At 71.7% G+C, this 18,720-nt stretch carries 19 protein-coding genes; 12 read left to right on the top strand and 7 right to left on the bottom strand.

The features are described 5' to 3' along the window. The first annotated feature begins 45 nt into the window (after positions 1 to 45). From Saso_RS15745 to Saso_RS15730, 4 genes are all read left to right on the top strand, one after another. A complete protein-coding gene (locus tag Saso_RS15745; RefSeq protein WP_189920789.1) occupies positions 46 to 2,070 on the top strand; it encodes an outer membrane protein assembly factor BamB family protein in 2,025 nt (674 codons plus the stop codon). 261 nt (positions 2,071 to 2,331) lie between these two features. Further along, positions 2,332 to 3,036, top strand: coding sequence for a helix-turn-helix transcriptional regulator (locus tag Saso_RS15740; protein WP_189920787.1), 705 nt, complete (start codon positions 2,332 to 2,334; stop codon positions 3,034 to 3,036). A 5-nt stretch (positions 3,037 to 3,041) separates the two neighbouring features. Continuing rightward, positions 3,042 to 3,542: a hypothetical protein gene (locus Saso_RS15735; protein WP_189920785.1), complete on the top strand. Its 501-nt coding sequence runs from the start codon at positions 3,042 to 3,044 to the stop codon at positions 3,540 to 3,542. A gap of 108 nt (positions 3,543 to 3,650) precedes the next feature. Next, positions 3,651 to 3,920, top strand: coding sequence for a hypothetical protein (locus Saso_RS15730; RefSeq protein ID WP_189920783.1), 270 nt, complete (start codon positions 3,651 to 3,653; stop codon positions 3,918 to 3,920). Positions 3,921 to 4,057: 137 nt separating this feature from the next. Here Saso_RS15730 and Saso_RS15725 read toward each other — a convergent pair whose 3' ends face one another. Next, positions 4,058 to 4,447: a hypothetical protein gene (locus Saso_RS15725; RefSeq protein ID WP_189920781.1), complete on the bottom strand. Its 390-nt coding sequence runs from the start codon at positions 4,445 to 4,447 to the stop codon at positions 4,058 to 4,060. A 36-nt stretch (positions 4,448 to 4,483) separates the two neighbouring features. After that, positions 4,484 to 6,175, bottom strand: coding sequence for a sodium:solute symporter family protein (locus Saso_RS15720; protein WP_189920779.1), 1,692 nt, complete (start codon positions 6,173 to 6,175; stop codon positions 4,484 to 4,486). A gap of 148 nt (positions 6,176 to 6,323) precedes the next feature. Between Saso_RS15720 and galT the strand changes: the two genes are divergently transcribed. From galT to galK, 3 genes are read left to right on the top strand one after another with little or no spacing between them, the layout of a single operon-like run. Then, complete coding sequence (gene galT / locus Saso_RS15715; RefSeq protein WP_189920777.1) at positions 6,324 to 7,385, top strand: galactose-1-phosphate uridylyltransferase; 1,062 nt, start codon at positions 6,324 to 6,326, stop codon at positions 7,383 to 7,385. Beyond that, entirely contained in the window at positions 7,382 to 8,368 is a 987-nt protein-coding gene (gene galE, locus Saso_RS15710; RefSeq protein WP_189920775.1) for a UDP-glucose 4-epimerase GalE, read from the top strand. Before galT ends, galE begins: the two co-directional genes overlap by 4 nt. Further along, positions 8,368 to 9,525 (top strand): galactokinase, encoded by a 1,158-nt coding sequence (gene galK / locus Saso_RS15705; protein ID WP_189920773.1) that lies wholly within the window; start codon positions 8,368 to 8,370, stop codon positions 9,523 to 9,525. Before galE ends, galK begins: the two co-directional genes overlap by 1 nt. Positions 9,526 to 9,574: 49 nt before the next feature. Here the strand turns inward: galK and Saso_RS15700 are convergent, their stop codons facing one another. Further along, positions 9,575 to 10,060, bottom strand: coding sequence for a GNAT family N-acetyltransferase (locus tag Saso_RS15700; RefSeq protein WP_189920771.1), 486 nt, complete (start codon positions 10,058 to 10,060; stop codon positions 9,575 to 9,577). A gap of 281 nt (positions 10,061 to 10,341) precedes the next feature. Between Saso_RS15700 and Saso_RS15695 the strand changes: the two genes are divergently transcribed. Then, on the top strand, positions 10,342 to 11,109 hold the full coding sequence (locus Saso_RS15695; protein WP_189920769.1) for a LuxR C-terminal-related transcriptional regulator: 768 nt from the start codon (positions 10,342 to 10,344) through the stop codon (positions 11,107 to 11,109). On the opposite strand, the gene Saso_RS15690 is transcribed toward Saso_RS15695, so the two are convergent. Beyond that, the gene (locus Saso_RS15690) at positions 11,068 to 11,565 is read right to left on the bottom strand and encodes a MarR family winged helix-turn-helix transcriptional regulator (protein WP_189920768.1); all 498 of its coding nucleotides are present in this window, start codon (positions 11,563 to 11,565) and stop codon (positions 11,068 to 11,070) included. The genes Saso_RS15695 and Saso_RS15690 overlap by 42 nt on opposite strands. A gap of 89 nt (positions 11,566 to 11,654) precedes the next feature. Here Saso_RS15690 and Saso_RS15685 point away from each other — a divergent pair, with 89 nt between their 5' ends. The 3 genes from Saso_RS15685 (at position 11,655) to Saso_RS15675 (ending at position 13,060) form a co-directional block, all read left to right on the top strand. Continuing rightward, the gene (locus Saso_RS15685; protein ID WP_189920766.1) at positions 11,655 to 12,452 is read left to right on the top strand and encodes a trans-aconitate 2-methyltransferase; all 798 of its coding nucleotides are present in this window, start codon (positions 11,655 to 11,657) and stop codon (positions 12,450 to 12,452) included. Further along, on the top strand, positions 12,453 to 12,821 hold the full coding sequence (locus tag Saso_RS15680) for a VOC family protein (RefSeq protein ID WP_189920764.1): 369 nt from the start codon (positions 12,453 to 12,455) through the stop codon (positions 12,819 to 12,821). A gap of 65 nt (positions 12,822 to 12,886) precedes the next feature. Further along, positions 12,887 to 13,060, top strand: a complete 174-nt coding sequence (locus Saso_RS15675) for a CsbD family protein (protein WP_189920762.1) — start codon at positions 12,887 to 12,889, stop codon at positions 13,058 to 13,060. Between the two features lie 249 nt (positions 13,061 to 13,309). On the opposite strand, the gene Saso_RS15670 is transcribed toward Saso_RS15675, so the two are convergent. Both Saso_RS15670 and Saso_RS15665 read right to left on the bottom strand, forming a co-directional pair. After that, positions 13,310 to 13,996, bottom strand: coding sequence for a TetR/AcrR family transcriptional regulator (locus Saso_RS15670; RefSeq protein WP_189920760.1), 687 nt, complete (start codon positions 13,994 to 13,996; stop codon positions 13,310 to 13,312). Further along, the gene (locus Saso_RS15665) at positions 13,993 to 15,006 is read right to left on the bottom strand and encodes an acyl-CoA desaturase (RefSeq protein WP_189920758.1); all 1,014 of its coding nucleotides are present in this window, start codon (positions 15,004 to 15,006) and stop codon (positions 13,993 to 13,995) included. Before Saso_RS15665 ends, Saso_RS15670 begins: the two co-directional genes overlap by 4 nt. Positions 15,007 to 15,317: 311 nt before the next feature. Between Saso_RS15665 and ppc the strand changes: the two genes are divergently transcribed. Further along, positions 15,318 to 18,059 carry a phosphoenolpyruvate carboxylase gene (gene ppc / locus Saso_RS15660; protein WP_189920757.1) on the top strand — a complete coding sequence of 914 codons (2,742 nt, stop codon included), beginning with the start codon at positions 15,318 to 15,320 and terminating at the stop codon, positions 18,057 to 18,059. Between the two features lie 99 nt (positions 18,060 to 18,158). Here ppc and Saso_RS15655 read toward each other — a convergent pair whose 3' ends face one another. Next, positions 18,159 to 18,620 carry a hypothetical protein gene (locus tag Saso_RS15655; protein WP_189921404.1) on the bottom strand — a complete coding sequence of 154 codons (462 nt, stop codon included), beginning with the start codon at positions 18,618 to 18,620 and terminating at the stop codon, positions 18,159 to 18,161. Between the last annotated feature and the right edge of the window lie 100 nt (positions 18,621 to 18,720).

Raw genomic sequence — 18,720 nt, 5'->3', positions numbered from 1 at the left:
CCGTCCGCCCGAGCTCACCGAGCGTTCTTCCGAGGTATCCACACCATGACCCAGCCGCCGCCCCCGCCGCCGAACCAGCCCCCGCAGCAGCCGCAGGACACGCCGCCGCAGGACGCCGCGCCCCAGGACGCGGCTCCGCAGGCTCCCGCGCCGCAGCCGCCCGCGCCCGACCTGACGAAGTCCCCGCAGACCCCGGCCCAGCCGCCGCAGGCCCCGGCCGCGCAGCCTTCGCAGGCTCCCGCACCGCAGGCTCCCGCGCCGCAGGCACCGGCCCCGCAGCCGCCGCAGGCCTCGCCCGCGCCGCCGCCCCCGGCCCCGTCCGGGCCGCCGCAGCAGCCGCCGCCGGGGTACGGCTATCCGCAGGCCCCGGGACAGCCGGCCGCCGGCGCGGGGTACGGCTACCCGGCCCAGCCGGGCGCGCCCGCCCCCTCCGCGTACGGACAGCCCCAGCCCGGTCCCTACGGCCAGCCGCCCACGCCCGCCTACGGTCAGCAGCCCGCGTACGGCTACCCCGGGCAGCCCGGGCACCCGACCGCGCAGCCGGGCTACGGCTACCCGGGCCAGCCCACCGTGCCCATGTACCCGCAGCCCGGCGGCCCCGGCCAGGGACCGGGCGGGGGCGGCAAGTTCAACGCGCAGCTGGCGATCATCGTCGGCGCGGTCGTCGCGATCGCGCTGATCGTCGGTGGCGGCGTCTGGTACTCCAAGTCCTCCGACGGCGGCAAGAAGGAAGAGGCGGACACCGCGGGCCCGACCGGCGGCGGAGGGGACAAGGGCGGCGACCCAGGCACCGGCGGCACCTCGTCCGGCGGCAGCGAGAAGGTGCCGTCCGACCCCGCCTCCAAGGTGCTCTTCAAGATTCCGGCGCCCGTGCTGAAGAAGGACGACAACGTCGGCGTCAAGGGCTCCTGGGTGACCGACAAGGCGTACGTGAAGACGGGCGTCAACAAGATCACCGGGTACGACCTGGACAAGGGCACCGAGCTCTGGTCGGTCGCGCTGCCCGGCCCGGTGTGCGAGGCCAGCCGGTTCGCCACCGACGACTTCCGCACGGCGGTCACCTTCCAGGCGAGCACCGCCGACACGGCCGCCTGCGACCAGATCGCGGCGATCGACCTCGTGGCGGGCAAGCAGCTGTGGAGGAAGACCGTCAACTCGGGTGACTACCCGGTCCGTTTCGACAACGTGACGGTCAGCGGGAACACGGTCGCCCTCGGCAGCACCAGCGGCGGCGCCGCCTTCGACATCGGCTCCGGCAAGGTGCTGTGGTCGCCCAAGCCGGCCGACACCTGCTACGACGCCGGCTACGGCGGCGGCCCCAAGCTGGTCGCGGTGCGCAAGTGCGGCGCCTACGACAACCCCGAGCTGCACATCCAGACCATCGACCCGGCCTCGGGCAAGGTGCTCTCCGAGTACAAGCTGGCCACCGGCATCGAGTACGCCTCGGTCGTGTCGACCGACCCCCTCGTGGTGGCCGCCGACGTCGGCGACAGCGCCGGCGACGGCAGCGGCATCTCGGACTTCTTCTCCATCGACAACAAGACCGGCAAGCTGCGCACCCGCATCTCGGTGCCGGGCGACCAGTACGCGGCCGACTGCGAGGGCATCACCCGGATCGAGGCCTGCACCGGTCTGGCCGTCGGCAACGACCGGATCTACGTCCCGACCGAGGAGCACGACGGCACCGGCGACTACAGCCGGACCAACGAGGTCATCGCCTTCGACCTGGCCACCGGCAAGCAGACCGGCCAGCGCGCGGACGCCGGGGACGGCTACACGATCTACCCGCTGCGCATGGACGGCAGCAACCTGATCGCCTACAAGCGGCCGCCGTACGACAAGGGCGGCCAGGTCGTCAGCATCTCCGGAAGCTCCTTCAAGCAGACCACGCTGCTCCAGAACCCGTCGACGGAGTCGGTGCGGGACCTGGAGACCAGCCTGTCCCCGGAGTACGCCGAGGTCCTCTACGCCAAGGGGCGCCTGTTCATGTCGGAGGTGTTCGCCGACGACGGCGGGACCTCGGGCGGCGACCCGCAGTACCTGGCGGTCGTGTACGGCACGGACGGCTGACCGCCGCCGCTCGCCCCGCTCGCCGTGACGGCCCCGCCCCTGCTCAGGGGCGGGGCCGTGCACTTACCGCGCATGACCCTCGAATGTGAGGAATTTCGGCGATCCGGGGCACTTCTCACCGGTAGGGGGAGCGCAACGTCGAACAAGCGTGTAGCTTCCGGGGGCATGAAGAACGGGGTGCCGGGGGGCACCCCTTTGTCGGTCCGTGAGGGTCCGCATGGGCCCGTACGGGCATCCGTGGGGGGACTGGGGGGTTGCTCGATGGGAGTGCGGCTGATGGTGGTCGACGACCACCGACTGCTCGCGGAGGCACTGGCCTCGGCACTCAAACTGCGCGGGCACCGGGTGCTCGCCGCGGCGGCGCCGGCCGCGGGCGCCGCGGAGCTGGTGATCACCCGCGCCCCGGAGGTGTGCCTGCTGGGCACGGCGGTACCGGCCGAGCCGGGCATCTTCGACCCGGTGGTCCGCATCAAGCGGGAGCGGCCGCAGGTGGCGGTGCTGGTCCTGGGGCCCGTGCCGAATCCCCGAGGTATCGCGGCGGCCTTCGCGGCCGGCGCCTCCGGCTACGTACGGCACGACGAACGCATAGAGGGCGTGGAGCGGGCCATCATGAAGGCCCGCGCGGGTGAGGCGGCGGTGGCGCCGCAACTGCTCCAGGGGGCGTTCAGTGAGCTGCTCAACCCGGCGGCGCAGCCCGACGACGAGGGCCAGCGGCTGCTCCAGATGCTCACGCCCCGCGAGGTGGAGGTGCTGGTCCGGGTGGCCGACGGCGAGGACACCCGGCTGATCGCCGCCGGTATGGGCATCGCCCCGTCCACGGCCCGCACCCATGTGCAGCGGGTCCTGATGAAGCTCGGCGTCGGCTCCCGTCTGGAGGCGGCGGCGCTGGCCGCGCGCACGGGCCTGCTGGACCGGGCGGGCCCGCTGCCGCACACCTCCCGCGAGCCGGCGGCGGAAACGGAGTGAGGGACGTGCGGACCCGTGCGGTCGTCGGGCGAGGCGCCCGCTTCGGCCTCCTCGTCGGAGCGTGGCCCGCGGGCATCGCCGGTGTCCTGTGCCTGGTGGCCGCGTTCGTCTTCCTGGTGGGCGGTCTGCGGGGCACGGCGTACGCGCTGGCGCTCGCCGGCGGCTGCGCCGTCCTGGGCGGCATGGCGGCGGGCGTCACCGTGGGCACGGCCACCGGCCTCGCCCTGGCGCTCGCCCCGCGGTGGCTGCTGGTCCGCCCTTCCTTGCGCGCACTGCTCGCCGCGCTCGTCGCGGGGGCGCCGGTCGCGGGCCTCGGCGTCCTGTCCCTGACCGGGGACGGCTACACCCTCGCGAGCTATCCGCCCTCGATCCACGTCGTCGTCTGGTCGGTGACGTCGGTGGTCGCGCTGGTGGCGGCGGCCCGCAGCGAGGACATCGCCGGACGCGGGGCTGCCGGCGGCCCGGGAGCGGGCACGGGGACGGGCCACCGGAGTGGCGCGGGGTGAGCCCCCGGTGGCGTGAGGTGCGGGATGGATGATCGCGACATACCGTCTGTAATCGTAACGTTTCGTTCTGTGACGAAACATGACCGCTCAGACGGAAAAGGGAAAGTAATGCGCAAGCTTCGCAACGCCGCTCTCGTGGCCGCCATGATCGGAAGCCTCGGCCTGGCAGGGGCCGGCTTCGCCTCCGCCACGGTCGCCGGCGCGGACGGGGACTCCCGGGAGTGCGCCAACCACGTGGAGAACATCTCGTTCGGGCTCATCAACATCCCGAACCTGAACCTCCCGCTGCTCGGCCTCTCGTCCAACCAGGACGCGACCCAGCAGATCTGCAACAACGGGGACGACGCCGTCAACGCGAACGTCGCCGACCACGGCTAAGCGGGACGGGACGGCTGCGGGGTCCTGAACAACGGTGACCCCGTGAGCCGGCTCCGCCTCGTCGAACGGGTCCGGGCCCGGGGCGCGCGCCCCGGGCCCGGACCCGTGTCCGTCCGCCGACGGCCCCGGGCCCGCCGTCAGCCGCCCCGCGGGGCGTCCCCCGGCTGCCCCTCCACCGCCTCCGGCGGCAGCGTCGGCGTCACGGGCGCCGCCGGCCGCAGCTTCAGCCAGGCCAGGAAGAACAGGCCGAGGGCCAGCATGCCCAGGCCGGTCCACAGGTTGATGTTGATCCCCTGGGCCTTGTCGATCTCCGCGTCGCTGTCCGTGAGCCCGGCGATCGTGACGATCACGCCGTAGACGACGAACAGGCCGCCGATGATGCGGCGCAGGTCGAAGATGCGGGCCGCGGTGGCGGACTTCTCCTCGAGCGCGGTGACCTCCCGCTGGAGGTCGGCCTCGGAGTAGCCCGCTCGCCGCAGCCGCTCGGCGGCCGGGTCGCGCTCGGACGGTTCGAATTGCTCGGACATGGTCTCTCCAGTCTCCCGCGTCGGTCGCGGCCGGGCTCAGAACGAGAACGGGATGTAGCAGGCGGCGGCCAGGATCACCGCACCCCAGCCCAGCAGGGCCGGACGCCGGTACCAGGCGTCGTCGCCCGCCGCCGGCGGTTCGGCCATGCCGGGGGAGACGGTGCCGTAGACCAGGCCCTGGAGCTCCTCGGCGGGCTTGGGGGCCGTGAACAGCGACACGACCACCATCACGACCGCGCCGGCCACGAAGCCCGCGATCGCGGAGACGAAGTTGGCGCCCTGGTCGGTGGGGATGCCGATGATGTCCTGCTTGTAGAGGACGAAGTAGTTCACCATCGCCGCCGTGGTGCCCGCGAGGAGCCCCCAGAAGCCCGATTTCTTCGACGCCCGCTTCCAGAACATGCCGACGATGAACACCACGAACATCGGCACGTTGAAGAAGCTGAACAGCGTCTGGAGGTAGCTCATGATGTTCGAGAACGACGACGCGAGGAACGCCGTGCCCACCGAAGCCGCCACGCCGATCGCCGTGATCAGCCGGCCGAAGCGGACGTAGTAGGCGTCGTCGCGCCCCAGCACCACGTACTTCGCCCAGATGTCCGTCGTGAACACCGTGTTGAACGACGAGATGTTCGCCGCCATGCCCGCCATGAACGCCGCCAGCAGACCCGTCACCGCGATGCCCAGTACCCCGTTCGGCAGCAGTTCCTGCATGAGGTACGGGATCGCGTCGTTGTACTGGAGGTCCGAGCCGCTGGTGCCGATCTTCGGTACCAGCACCGCCGCCACCAGGCCCGGGATCATCACCAGGAAGACCATGAAGATCTTCGGGTAGGCGGCGATGAGCGGGGTGCGCTGGGCCGCCGACAGGTTCTTCGCCGACAGGGCGCGCTGCACCTCCGCGAAGTTCGTCGTCCAGTAGCCGAAGGACAGCACGAAGCCGAGGCCCAGCACGATGGTCAGCCAGTTGGCGCCCAGCGGGTTGTCGCTGCCGATGCCGGTGCCGCCCCAGGCGGTGACGAAGTCGTCCCCGTGGCTCGCGGTCAGCTTGTCGGTCAGGCCGCCCCAGCCGCCCACCTTCTTCAGGCCGAGCACGGACAGCGGAATGAGGGCCGCCAGGATCACGAAGAACTGGAGGACCTCGTTGTAGATCGCCGAGGACAGGCCGCCGAGCGTGATGTACGCCAGCACGAAGAAGCCCGCCACCACGATCGCCACCCACTGCGGCCAGCCCAGCAGCGCCTCCACGACGATCGCCAGCGCGTAGAGGTTCACCCCGGCGATGAGGATCGCGGCGAAGGCGAACAGGGCCGAGCTGAGCAGGTGGGCCGCCTTGTCGAAGCGCAGCAGCAGCATCTCCGGCACCGAGCGGACCTTGCTGCCGTAGTAGAACGGCATCATCACCAGGCCCAGGAACACCATGGCCGGGATGGCGCCGATCCAGTACCAGTGGACGGTGTACGCGCCGTACTGCGCGCTGTTCGCGGCCATGCCCAGGATCTCGGTGGCGGCCAGGTTCGCCGAGATGAACGCGAGGCCGGTGATCCAGGCGGGCAGGGAGCGGCCGGACAGGAAGAAGTCGAGGCTGGTCTTCACCGAGCGCCGGGCGGCGAAGCCGATGCCCAGGACCACCACGAAGTAGATGCCGAGGATCGTGTAGTCGAGCCAGTTCGTCGGGAGGCGTAGCTCCGCCGCCAGCCGTGCTGCCGAGTGTGTGGGGGTTCGCATGCCCTGCTCACTTCTTTTGGTGTTCTTTGTTTGGTTGTGGTGGTGACTCGCGTGGGGGTTTATGGTTTTATGTGTTTGGTTCTGTTGGAAGCTTCGCTAGGTGTACGGATCTGGGTCCGCGGGTCCAGAGGTACGGAGGAGAGTCGCGGTGAAGAAGACCTCGACCCGCTTGGCCGACGGTCGTGAGCTGATCTACTACGACCAGCGGGACGACTCGGTGCGCGACGCGGTGGACAGGCGTCCGCTGGACCCCACCGTCACCACTTCGGAGGTACGGCGGGACCCGCTGCTCGGCGATTCCATCGCCGTCGCCTCGCACCGCCAGGGGCGCATCTACCACCCGCCGGCCGACGAGTGCCCGCTCTGTCCCTCCCAGGGCGACCGGCTGAGCGAGATCCCGGACTCGTCGTACGACGCCGTCGTCTTCGAGAATCGTTTCCCCTCCCTGGCCGGGGACTCCGGGCGCTGTGAGGTCGTCTGCTTCACCTCCGACCACAACGCGTCCTTCGCCGACCTCACCGAGGAGCAGGCGCGACTGGTCCTCGACGCGTGGACGGACCGGACGTCCGAGCTGTCGCATCTGCCCTCCGTGGAACAGGTGTTCTGCTTCGAGAACCGCGGCGCCGAGATCGGCGTGACACTGGGTCACCCGCACGGGCAGATCTACGCCTACCCGTTCACCACTCCGCGCACCGCCCTGATGCTGCGTTCGGTGGCGGCGCACAAGGAGGCGACCGGCGGGGAGAACCTCTTCGACGACGTCCTGCGGCGTGAACTCGCCGACGAGCGGGTCGTCCTGGAGGGTGAACACTGGGTCGCGTTCGTGCCGTACGCCGCGCACTGGCCCTACGAGGTGCACCTCTACCCCAAGCGCCGGGTGCCGGACCTGCTCGCCCTCGACGAGGACGCGCGCACAGAGTTCCCCCAGGTCTATCTGGAACTCTTGAGGCGCTTCGACCGGATCTTCGGCGAAGGTGAACCGCCCACGCCGTACATCGCCGCCTGGCACCAGGCGCCGTTCGGCGCGCTGGAGGAGTTCGAGGGCGTCAACCGGGACGACTTCGCGCTCCATCTCGAGCTTTTCACCATCCGCAGGACTTCCGGCAAGCTGAAGTTCCTCGCGGGCTCCGAATCCGGCATGAACGTCTTCATCAACGACGTGCCGCCGGAGGCCGCGGCCCGGCGACTGCGAGAGGTAGCGAGTTCATGAGCGGCACGAGCGGCAAGTATCTGGTCACGGGCGGCGCGGGCTACGTCGGCGGCGTGGTCGCCCAGCACCTGATCGAGGCCGGCCACGAGGTCGTCGTCCTCGACAACCTGTCCACCGGGTTCCGCGAGGGCGTCCCGGCGGGCGCCTCGTTCATCGAGGGCGACATCCGCGACGCGGCCAAGTGGCTCGACGGCTCCTTCGACGCCGTTCTGCACTTCGCCGCGTTCTCGCAGGTCGGCGAGTCCGTCGTCAAGCCCGAGAAGTACTGGGACAACAACGTCGGCGGCACCATGGCCCTGCTCGCCGCGATGCGCGAGGCGGGCGTGCGCCGGTTGGTCTTCTCCTCCACGGCGGCGACCTACGGCGAGCCCGAGCAGGTCCCGATCGTCGAGTCCGCGCCCACGAGGCCGACCAACCCCTACGGCGCCTCCAAGCTGGCCGTCGACCACATGATCAGCGGTGAGGCGGCGGCCCACGGCCTGGGCGCCGTCTCCCTGCGGTACTTCAACGTGGCGGGCGCCTACGGCGCACAGGGCGAGCGTCACGACCCCGAGTCGCACCTCATCCCGCTCGTCCTCCAGGTCGCGCAGGGCCGCCGCGAGTCCGTCTCGGTCTTCGGCGACGACTACCCGACGCCCGACGGCACCTGCGTGCGCGACTACATCCACGTCGCCGACCTCGCCGAGGCGCACCTGCTCGCCGTCGCCGCCGCGAAGCCCGGCGAGCACCTCGTGTGCAACCTCGGCAACGGCAACGGCTTCTCCGTGCGCGAGGTCATCGAGACCGTGCGCGAGGTCACCGGCCACCCGATCCCCGAGGTCGTGGCCCCTCGCCGCGGCGGCGACCCGGCCGTCCTGGTCGCCTCGGCGGCCACCGCCCGCGAGCAGCTGGGCTGGAACCCGTCCCGCGCGGACCTCGCGGGTATCGTCGCGGACGCGTGGGAGTTCGCGCAGCACATCGCAAGCAGCGCAAGGGAGTCGTAGTGGGGGCACAGGAAGTCCGCGAGGGGTTCGTCCGGCTGTACGGGGCCGAGCCCGACGGGGTGTGGGCGGCGCCCGGCCGCGTCAACCTCATCGGTGAGCACACCGACTACAACGACGGCTTCGTGATGCCCTTCGCGCTGCCGCACATCGCCGTCGCGGCGGTCTCCCCGCGCACGGACGGCGTGCTGCGACTGCACTCGGCCGACCTCGACAGCGGCGTCGCCGAGCTGCGCCTCGACGACCTGTCGCCCGGCTCCGACAGCAAGTGGACGGCGTACCCGGCCGGTGTGGTGTGGGCGCTGCGCGAGGCCGGCCACCCGGTGACCGGCGCCGACGTCCACCTGTCCTCGACGGTCCCGTCGGGCGCGGGCCTGTCGTCGTCCGCCGCCATCGAGGTCGTCGTGGCCCTGGCGCTGAACGACCTCTTCGGGCTCGGGCTCCAGGGCTGGCAGCTGGCCCGGCTGTGCCAGCGCGCCGAGAACGTCTACGTCGGCGCGCCCACCGGCATCATGGACCAGACGGCGTCCGCCTGCTGCGAGGCCGGCCACGCGCTGTTCCTCGACACACGCGACCTGTCCCAGAAGCAGATCCCCCTCGACCTGGCCGCCGAGGGACTGCGCCTGCTGGTCGTCGACACCCAGGTCACGCACGCCCACAGCGGCGGCGAGTACGGCAAGCGGCGGGCCGGCTGCGAGAAGGGCGCCGCCCTGCTCGGCGTCGACGCGCTGCGCGACATCGCGTACGCCGACCTGGACGCGGCGCTCGACCGCCTCGGCGACGAGGAGGAGGTGCGCCGGCTGGTGCGCCACGTGGTGACGGAGGACCAGCGCGTCGAGCAGGTCGTCGCCCTCCTGGAGTCGGGCGGCGACACCCGCGCCGTCGGCCCGGTCCTGACGGCGGGTCACGCCTCCCTGCGGGACGACTTCCGGGTCTCCTGCCCCGAGCTGGACCTCGTCGTCGACACCGCCCTCGCGGGCGGGGCGCTCGGTGCGCGGATGACGGGCGGGGGCTTCGGCGGATCGGCGATCGTGCTGGCCGAGGCCGCCGACGTCGAGGGCCTCACCAAGGCGGTCCAGGAGGCCTTCGCGGTGGCCGGGTACAAGGCCCCCCGGGTCTTCGAGGCCGTTCCCTCCGCGGGCGCGCGCCGACTGGGCTGAGCGGAGCTCTTCGGGGCGGTGGGGGCGCGGACCGCGCCCCCACCGCCCTTCACCGTCCCGGCCCCCCGGCCCCGGTCGGGCCGGGGGCGGCCCGCCCCAGTCGCTTGGTCAGGGTGTACTCCGTCAGGCCCGGGGGGTAGTCCTCGATCGTGCACACGATGTCGTACCCCTGCCGCCGGTAGAACTCCGGTGCCTGGAAGTCCCAGGTCTCCAGGCGTACGCGGTCGCAGCCGCGTTCCGCGCGCGCGACGCGCTCCGCCTCGGCGAGGAGACGGCCGCCGAGGCCCCCGCCGCGGTGCCGGGCGTCGACCCAGAGGTAGGTGACGTGCAGCCAGGTCGTCCAGGTGTGGCCCACCAGGCCGCCGGCCAGCTCGCCCTCGAGGTCCGAGGCCCAGATGTGCAGAGGCGACTCGCGTTCGGCGGGGGTGCCGCGCAGCGCGCGCAGCGTGGGGGAGGCCTCCGTGTTGGTGGCGAGCAACCGCGAACGGAGAAGATCGCGACGGGCCTTGTCGATTTCTGTCTCAAGACGAAACATGCGGCACACGATAAACGCGGCCCCGGACCAGTTCTGCTATTTGCCTTCCGCTGTACGCCCACAGCCCTACCCTGTGAACAGTGCCGGTGGGGGCCGGTGCTCATCAGGGGGCGAGACAGTCGGGTACGACGCCCGCGGTGGGGGTAGCAGTCTCTGCACGGCGGCGGCCGTTGCGGCAGCGGCACCCTCTCCGGGCGTCGTGCCCGCGCCGGTCGTCGTTCTCCGTCTCCGGACCTTGGGGTATCCCCAGCTCTTTCAAGGAGCTCGGGGAAGGGGGTTTCGTGGTTCGCATTCGTGTACTGGTCGTCGACGACCACCGCATCTTCGCCGAGTCGCTCGCCGCGGCGCTGGCCGCCGAGCCCGACGTGGACGTGTCCGCGGCCGGCAGCGGCCCGGCGGCGTTGCGCAGCCTGGAGCGCGCGGCCGCCGAGGGCCGCCGCTACGACGTGCTGCTCGTCGACGCCGACCTCGGCGGCACCCTGCCGGGCATACGGCCCGCGGTGCCCGTGCAGGAGGTCGGGGAGGACGGCCTCGTCGACGGGATCTCCCTGGTCGCCGGGGTCCGCGGCGCGCAGCCGCAGGTCCGTGTCGTCGTCCTCGCCGAGAAGGACGACCCGCGTCGCGCGGCTCTCGCCCTCCAGGCCGGGGCGTCCGGCTGGGTGGCGAAGGACTGTTCGCTGTCCCGCCTGCTGACCGTGATCCGCGGGGTGCTGCGGGAGGAGACCCATCTGCCTCCGGCCCTGCTCACCGGTGTCCTGCGGGAGTTGACGGCGGCCCGCAAGCACCGCACCGAGAGCGAGCGGCTGGTGGAGTCCCTCACGCCGAGGGAGCGGGAGGTGCTGCGCTGCATGGTCGCGGGGCTGGGCCGCAAGGCGGTGGCCGACCGGCTGTTCCTCTCCCCGCACACCGTCCGCACCCATATGCAGAACGTCCTGGGCAAGCTGGGCGTCCACTCCACCCTCGCCGCGGTCGCCCTCGCCCGGCGCGCGGGTGTCGGACCGGTGGACCTAGCCGGGGATGTTGTCGAACGGGGCGGTCAACTGGCGTAGCAGTCCCGCCAGTTCACCGCGCTGGGTCTGGGAGAGCTCGGCCAGGATGGCCCGTTCCTGGTCGAGCAGTCCCGCGAGTGCCTGGTCGGCGCGGTCCTTGCCGTCGTCCGTGAGCCGCACGAGCACGCCCCGGCGGTCGCTCGGGTCCGGCAGGCGCTCCACCAGGCCCTTCTTCGCGAGCCGGTCGATACGGTTCGTCATCGTGCCCGACGTCACCAGCGTCTGCGTCAGCAACTGGCCCGGCGAGAGCTGGTAGGGCGCCCCCGCGCGCCTGAGCGCGGTCAGCACGTCGAACTCCCAGGGCTCCAGCTGGTGCTCGGAGAAGGCCAGCCGGCGTGCGCGGTCCAGGTGCCGGGCCAGTCTGCTCACCCGGCTGAGTACTTCCAGCGGCTCCACGTCGAGGTCCGGGCGCTCCCGGCGCCACGCTGCGACCAGCCGATCGACCTCGTCCTCCATGACGATCAGTGTAGTGGTTGTGTCGACATGAAGTCTCTTGATATCAAGTCTCTTGACATCGAGAGAAAAGCGGGGGGAGGGTGGGAGGCATGACGACCAGCCCCACCTGGGACCCCGCCCAGTACCTGCGGCACGCGGGCCACCGCGCCCGCCCCTTCGCCGACCTCCTCGCCCGCGTCCCCGCCCTCCCCGGCGAACCGCCCCGCATCGCCGACCTCGGCTGCGGCCCCGGCAACCTCACCGCCCTCCTCGCCGACCGCTGGCCCACCGCCCGCGTCACCGGCTACGACAGCTCGCCCCGGATGCTCGCCGACGCGGCCGCGCACGCCGGCGCACGCCTCGACTTCGCCCACGCCGACCTGACCACCTGGGCGCCGGCGGAGACCTACGACCTCCTCCTGTCGAACGCCGCGCTGCACTGGGTCCCCGGCCACCTCGACGCCTTCGCCGGCTGGCTGGACGCCCTCGCACCCGGCGGCACGTTCGCCTTCCAGGTCCCCCACAACCTCGACGCGCCCCTGCACGCCCTCATGCGCGAGCTCGCCGGCACCGCACGCTGGAAGGGCCGCCTCGGCGACGTCCTGCGCCAGGAGGACTCCGTCCACGACCCCGGCGTCTACCTGGACCGGCTGGCCCGCCTCGGCTGCGCCACCGACGTCTGGACGACCACCTATCTGCACGTGCTCCAGGGCGAGGACCCCGTCCTCGACTGGGTCGGGGGCACCGGCCTGCGTCCCGCCCTGGACGCCCTCGCCGACGACCCCGAGGCCCGCGACGCCTTCGTCGCCGCATACCGCGACCTGCTGCGCGAGGCCTACCCGAGCGCCGGGTACGGCACCGTCCTGCCGTTCCGCCGCCTGTTCGCCGTGGCCACGAAGGAGGCCTAGATGCTGACCGCCGTCGACCACGTGCAGCTCGCCGCCCCGCCCGGCTCCGAGGACCGGCAGCGCCGCTTCTACACCGGCGTCCTCGGCATGACCGAGGTGCCCAAGCCGCCGGCGCTCGCGGCCCGGGGCGGCTGCTGGTTCCGCGCCGGGCCCGTCCACCTGCACCTGGGGATCGAGCCCGGTTTCCGCCCCTCGGACAAGGCCCACCCCGGACTGCGGGTCACCGGCATCGAGGAGCTCGCCGCCCGCCTGGAGGCCCACGGCACGCCCGTCACCTGGGACACGCTGCTGCCGGGACACCGCCGCTTCTACGCCCACGACCCCGTCGGCAACCGGCTGGAGTTCCTGGAACCCGACAGCGGGGTTTGACCGGCGCGAGGCGGGTCACCCGTAGTTCTGAGATCACACGCAGACCTGACTGGGAGTGATGAACGGTGGCAGGCGAGCAGAAGTCCAAGGCGAAGATGGAACAGGCCAAGGGCAAGGCGAAGGAGACCGTGGGCCGCGCCGTCGGCAACGAGAGGCTCGAGGCCGAGGGGCGCGCCGAACAGGCGAAGGGCGACGCCCGCCAGGCCAAGGAGAAGACCAAGGACGTCTTCAAGCACTGAGCGACACCGGCGGGCGCCGGGGTGCGGACGGGTGCCGGCAGGCACGGCAGGAAGCCACGGCGCCGGCGGGCACGGACGCGCTGTGGGGCGCCGACGGTACATGTACGGGCGGGGTCCCGGCCTTGGTGGCCGGGACCCCGCCCGTACATGTGTGCCGCGCGCCGCCCGCGCCCTCGAGCCTGGCTGCTCCGGCGGCCGGGTCGCTCATGATCCGCGCGGTGGGGACCTGCGTGGTCGAGGCCCGCGTGCTCAGGACTTGCGGCGGCCTATCAGGTGCGGCTTGGCCTCCAGGCGCTCCAGGCCGTGCCAGCACAGGTTCACCAGATGCGCCGCCACCTCCGCCTTCTTGGGACGGCGCACGTCCAGCCACCACTGGCCCGTCAGGGCCACCATGCCGACCAGGGCCTGGGCGTAGAGGGGGGCCAGCTTCGGGTCGAAGCCGCGGTTCTTGAACTCGCGGCCCAGGATGTCCTCGACCTGCGTCGCGATGTCGGAGATCAGCGAGGCGAACGAGCCCGTCGACTGCGGGATCGGGGAGTCGCGCACGAGGATGCGGAAGCCGTCCGTGTACTCCTCGATGTAGTCGAGGAGCGCGAACGCCGCCTGCTCCAGCAGCTCCCGGGGATGACCCGCGGTCAGCGAGCTCGTCACCATCTCCAGCAGGCGCCGCATCTCCCGGTCCACCACGACCGCGTACAGCCCCTCCTTGCCACCGAAGTGCTCGTACACCACCGGCTTGGAGACCCCGGCCTTCGCCGCGATCTCCTCCACCGACGTGCCCTCGAACCCCTTCGCCGCGAACAGGGTGCGACCGATCTCCAGCAACTGCTGCCGGCGCTCCGCACCCGTCATACGCGTGCGTCGCGCCCGGCGCGGCTTCGGCTCACCACTGGGACTGGAGGTACTGCTGGGATCGGTCGCCACGCTGTCAATCATGCCGCCTCGGCGGTCGTCCTCTCCCGCCGGGAACCGTCCTCACCCGAGTTGCGGCGCGAATCGATACGCGAGCGTGACGGCCAGCGCACGTCGTACGCCCACCCCAGCATCTCGAACCAGCGGATGAACCGCGCCGAGGAGTCCACCTGGCCCCGCATCACCCCGTGGCGTGCCGAGGTCGGGTCCGCGTGGTGCAGGTTGTGCCAGGACTCGCCGCAGGACAGCACCGCCAGCCACCACACGTTGCCGGAACGGTCCCGCGACTTGAACGGGCGCTTGCCCACCGCGTGACAGATCGAGTTGATCGACCAGGTCACGTGGTGCAGCAGCGCCACCCGCACCAGCGAACCCCAGAAGAACCCCGTGAACGCGCCCCACCAGGACATCGTCACCAGGCCGCCCACCAGCGCCGGCAGCGCCAGCGACAGGATCGTCCAGTACACGAACTGCCGGGAGATCGCGCGGATCGCCGGGTCCTTGATCAGATCCGGCGCGTACTTCTCCTGCGGGGTCTGCTCCTCGTCGAACATCCACGCGATGTGGGCCCACCACAGGCCCTTGACCAGCGCCGGGAACGTCTCGCCGAACCGCCACGGCGAATGCGGGTCGCCCTGCGCGTCGGAGAACTTGTGGTGCTTGCGGTGGTCCGCCACCCAGCGCACCAGCGGCCCCTCCACCGCCATCGACCCCATGACCGCGAGCGCGATCCTGAGCGGCCGCTTCGCCTTGAACGAACCGTGCGTGAAGTACCGGTGGAACCCGATGGTGATGCCGTGGCAGCCGAGGAAGTACATGAAGACGAGCAGGCCCAGATCCAGCCAGCTCACCCCCCAGCCCCAGGCGAGCGGCACCGCCGCCAGCACCGCGAGGAACGGGACGACGATGAAGATCAGCAGCATGATCTGCTCGATCGAACGCTTCTGCTCGCCCCCCAGAGTGGCGGAGGGCGTGGGGGTGCCGTCCGGCGCCTTCGAAGGGTCATCGATCACGTTGGAGCTGCCTGTGGCCATGCGCGTCCCCTGGGGGGTCTTGGGATGAGGGTGATGCCGTGACACGGCAACCACGGAAAGCCACGGAACAAACGCATACGGCTCTCCCTACGGTTCCGTAACCTACGGCAACGTAAGTATGGCAGCGCGCCGCCCGGCGGCAAGAGCCCGCCAACCTGCGCGTCCCGGCGGACACCTATCCTTGGAACGGTCGGACAGCGCGGTCCGCTCTCTTTTCTTCCCGGATGTCCGGCCCCTGTGCGACGCCCGCCGCGGGGCCGACGACCGGGTTCCCACCCGGACGAGCTTCAACACTGCAAGGAGCCGCACCTGTGAGCAGTGCCGACGACCTTGGCCAGGCCATCACAACGAACAGCACCGAGCTGCGCGCCGACATCCGCCGACTGGGTGACCTCCTCGGGGAGACCCTCGTCCGGCAGGAGGGCCCCGAGCTCCTCGACCTCGTCGAGAAGGTGCGCCGCCTCACCCGCGAGGACGGCGAGGCCGCCGCCGAGCTGCTGCGGGGCATCGAGCTGGAGACCGCGGCCAAGCTGGTACGCGCCTTCTCCACGTACTTCCACCTCGCCAACGTCACCGAACAGGTCCACCGGGGCCGCGAGCTGCGCGACCGCCGCGCCGCCGAGGGCGGCCTGCTGGCCCGCACCGCCGACCGCCTCAAGGACGCCGACCCCGAGCACGTCCAGCAGACGGTCCGCCACCTCAACGTCCGCCCCGTCTTCACGGCGCACCCCACCGAGGCCGCGCGCCGGTCGGTACTCAACAAGCTCCGGCGCATCGCGGCGCTCCTCGAGACCCCCGTCATCGAGTCCGACCGCCGCCGCCACGACACCCGTCTGGCGGAGAACATCGACCTCGTCTGGCAGACGGACGAACTGCGCGTCGTGCGTCCCGAACCCGCGGACGAGGCCCGTAACGCCATCTACTACCTCGACGAGCTCCACGCCGGCGCCGTCGGTGACGTCCTCGAGGACCTCACGGCCGAACTCGAACGCGTCGGCGTCAAGCTCCCCGAGAACACCCGCCCCCTCACCTTCGGCACCTGGATCGGCGGCGACCGCGACGGCAACCCCAACGTCACCCCCCAGGTGACCTGGGACGTCCTCATCCTCCAGCACGAGCACGGCATCAACGACGCCCTGGAGATGATCGACGAACTGCGCGGCTTCCTCTCCAACTCCATCCGCTACACCGGAGCCACCGAGGAACTCCTGGAGTCGCTCAAGGGCGACCTCGAACGCCTGCCCGAGATCAGCCCCCGCTACAAGCGCCTCAACGCCGAGGAGCCCTACCGGCTCAAGGCCACCTGCATCCGGCAGAAGCTCGAGAACACCAAGCAGCGCCTCGCCAAGGGCATCCCCCACGAGGAGGGCCGCGACTACCTCGGCACCAGCGAACTCCTCGCGGACCTCACCCTCATCCAGACCTCCCTGCGCGAACACCGCGGCGGCCTGTTCGCCGACGGCCGGATGAACCGCACCATCCGCACCCTCGCCGCCTTCGGCCTCCAGCTCGCCACCATGGACGTCCGCGAACACGCCGACGCCCACCACCACGCCCTCGGCCAGCTCTTCGACCGGCTCGGCGAGGAGTCCTGGCGCTACACCGACATGCCCCGCGACTACCGCACCAAGCTCCTCGCCAAGGAGCTCAGGTCCCGCAGGCCCCTCGCGTCCAGCCCGGCCCCCGTCGACGCCGCCGGCGAGAAGACCCTCGGTGTCTTCCTCACCGTCAAGCGCGCCCTGGAGGTCTTCGGGCCCGAGGTCATCGAGTCCTACATCATCTCCATGTGCCAGGGTGCCGACGACGTCTTCGCCGCCACGGTCCTGGCCCGCGAGGCCGGACTCCTCGACCTGCACGCCGGCTGGGCGAAGATCGGCATCGTCCCGCTGCTGGAGACCACCGACGAGCTCAAGGCCGCCGACACCATCCTGGAGGACATGCTCTCCGACCCGTCGTACCGCCGGCTGGTGGCACTGCGCGGAGACGTCCAGGAGGTCATGCTCGGCTACTCCGACTCCTCCAAGTTCGGCGGCATCACCACCAGCCAGTGGGAGATCCACCGCGCCCAGCGCCGCCTGCGCGACGTCGCCCACCGCTACGGCGTGCGGCTGCGGCTCTTCCACGGCCGCGGCGGCACCGTCGGCCGCGGCGGCGGCCCCTCCCACAACGCCATCCTCGCCCAGCCCTGGGGCACCCTCGAAGGCGAGATCAAGGTCACCGAACAGGGCGAGGTCATCTCCGACAAGTACCTCATCCCGTCCCTGGCCAGGGAGAACCTGGAGCTGACGGTCGCGGCCACCCTCCAGGCCTCCGCCCTGCACACCGCCCCCCGCCAGTCCGACGAGGCCCTCGCCCGCTGGGACGCCGCCATGGACGTCGTCTCCGACGCCGCCCACGCCGCCTACCGCACCCTCGTCGAGGACCCGGACCTGCCGACGTACTTCCTCGCGTCGACGCCGGTGGACCAGCTCGCCGACCTGCACCTGGGCTCGCGGCCCTCCCGCCGCCCCGGCTCCGGTGTCTCGCTCGACGGCCTGCGCGCCATCCCGTGGGTGTTCGGCTGGACCCAGTCCCGCCAGATCGTCCCCGGCTGGTTCGGCGTCGGCTCCGGCCTCAAGGCGCTGCGCGACGCCGGCCTGGACAGCGTCCTGGACGAGATGCGCGACCAGTGGCACTTCTTCCAGAACTTCATCTCCAACGTCGAGATGACCCTCGCCAAGACCGACCTGCGGATCGCCCAGCACTACGTGGACACCCTGGTCCCCGACGACCTCAAGCACGTCTTCGACCGGATCAAGGCCGAGCACGCCCTCACCGTCGCCGAGGTCCTCAAGATCACCGGCGAACAGGAACTGCTCGACGCGACCCCCGTGCTGAAGCAGACCTTCACCATCCGCGACGCCTACCTCGACCCGATCTCCTACCTCCAGGTCACCCTGCTCAAGCGCCAGCGCGACGCCGCCGCGGCCGGTGCCGAGCCCGACCCGCTCCTCGCCCGCGCCCTCCTCCTCACCGTCAACGGAGTCGCCGCCGGCCTGCGCAACACCGGCTGACCCGGGCGCCCGCCGCCCGGCACGCACGAAGGGTGCCCCCGGATCCGCACGGACCCGGGGGCACCCTCACGTCATGGGGCCGGCCACGGCCCGGCGCGCTCACACGGCGACGAACGCCGCCGTCAGCAACGCCACCCCCGACCCCGCCAGCACCCAGCCCGCCCGCACCCGCCCCAGACCGCCCGCGACCACCACCGACGCCAGCAGCAGCGCCCCGCCCAACGGCACCCACGCGTACAGCACCCCGGCCGGACCCGACCGAACGGCCTCGTCACCGCCCGGCTTGATCACCACCGTGTAGACCCCGCCCTTGCGGACCGCCACCGACTTCTCGATCACCACGCGCGCGCGTGCCGTCGACCCGGCGGACAGCGGCGTGTACGGCCCCGCGCACGTGTCCGCGCCGCACCGCGTCACCACGACCGTGCCCTGCTCCCGGCCCTTCGTCAGCATCACGTGCTGGGCGGACCCCCAGGAGCCCCACACCCCCGCGACCAGGATCAGCACGGCGATCACACTCATCGCCACCACCCGCCCGAACCGCAACGCGGCCACCGGCACGGAGGCCCGCGCCCCACCCGGACCACGGGCACCGCCCGGGCCGGGCGCCCCGGCCGCACCCCCGGCGGACGTCTTTCCCGGACCCTTGGCCGGGCCCGCG

Source organism: Streptomyces asoensis, assembly GCF_016860545.1.
Lineage (GTDB): Bacteria > Actinomycetota > Actinomycetes > Streptomycetales > Streptomycetaceae > Streptomyces > Streptomyces asoensis.
This window is presented reverse-complemented; position numbering and strand designations above follow the sequence as displayed.

Coding starts and splice junctions, on each gene's coding strand:
- Saso_RS15745 (WP_189920789.1), top strand. CDS start 46: ATGACCCAGCCGCCGCCCCCGCCGCCGAACCAGCCCCCGCAGCAGCCG.
- Saso_RS15740 (WP_189920787.1), top strand. CDS start 2,332: ATGGGAGTGCGGCTGATGGTGGTCGACGACCACCGACTGCTCGCGGAG.
- Saso_RS15730 (WP_189920783.1), top strand. CDS start 3,651: ATGCGCAAGCTTCGCAACGCCGCTCTCGTGGCCGCCATGATCGGAAGC.
- Saso_RS15725 (WP_189920781.1), bottom strand. CDS start 4,447: ATGTCCGAGCAATTCGAACCGTCCGAGCGCGACCCGGCCGCCGAGCGG.
- Saso_RS15720 (WP_189920779.1), bottom strand. CDS start 6,175: ATGCGAACCCCCACACACTCGGCAGCACGGCTGGCGGCGGAGCTACGC.
- galE (WP_189920775.1), top strand. CDS start 7,382: ATGAGCGGCACGAGCGGCAAGTATCTGGTCACGGGCGGCGCGGGCTAC.
- Saso_RS15700 (WP_189920771.1), bottom strand. CDS start 10,060: ATGTTTCGTCTTGAGACAGAAATCGACAAGGCCCGTCGCGATCTTCTC.
- Saso_RS15690 (WP_189920768.1), bottom strand. CDS start 11,565: ATGGAGGACGAGGTCGATCGGCTGGTCGCAGCGTGGCGCCGGGAGCGC.
- Saso_RS15685 (WP_189920766.1), top strand. CDS start 11,655: ATGACGACCAGCCCCACCTGGGACCCCGCCCAGTACCTGCGGCACGCG.
- Saso_RS15680 (WP_189920764.1), top strand. CDS start 12,453: ATGCTGACCGCCGTCGACCACGTGCAGCTCGCCGCCCCGCCCGGCTCC.
- Saso_RS15670 (WP_189920760.1), bottom strand. CDS start 13,996: ATGATTGACAGCGTGGCGACCGATCCCAGCAGTACCTCCAGTCCCAGT.
- Saso_RS15665 (WP_189920758.1), bottom strand. CDS start 15,006: ATGGCCACAGGCAGCTCCAACGTGATCGATGACCCTTCGAAGGCGCCG.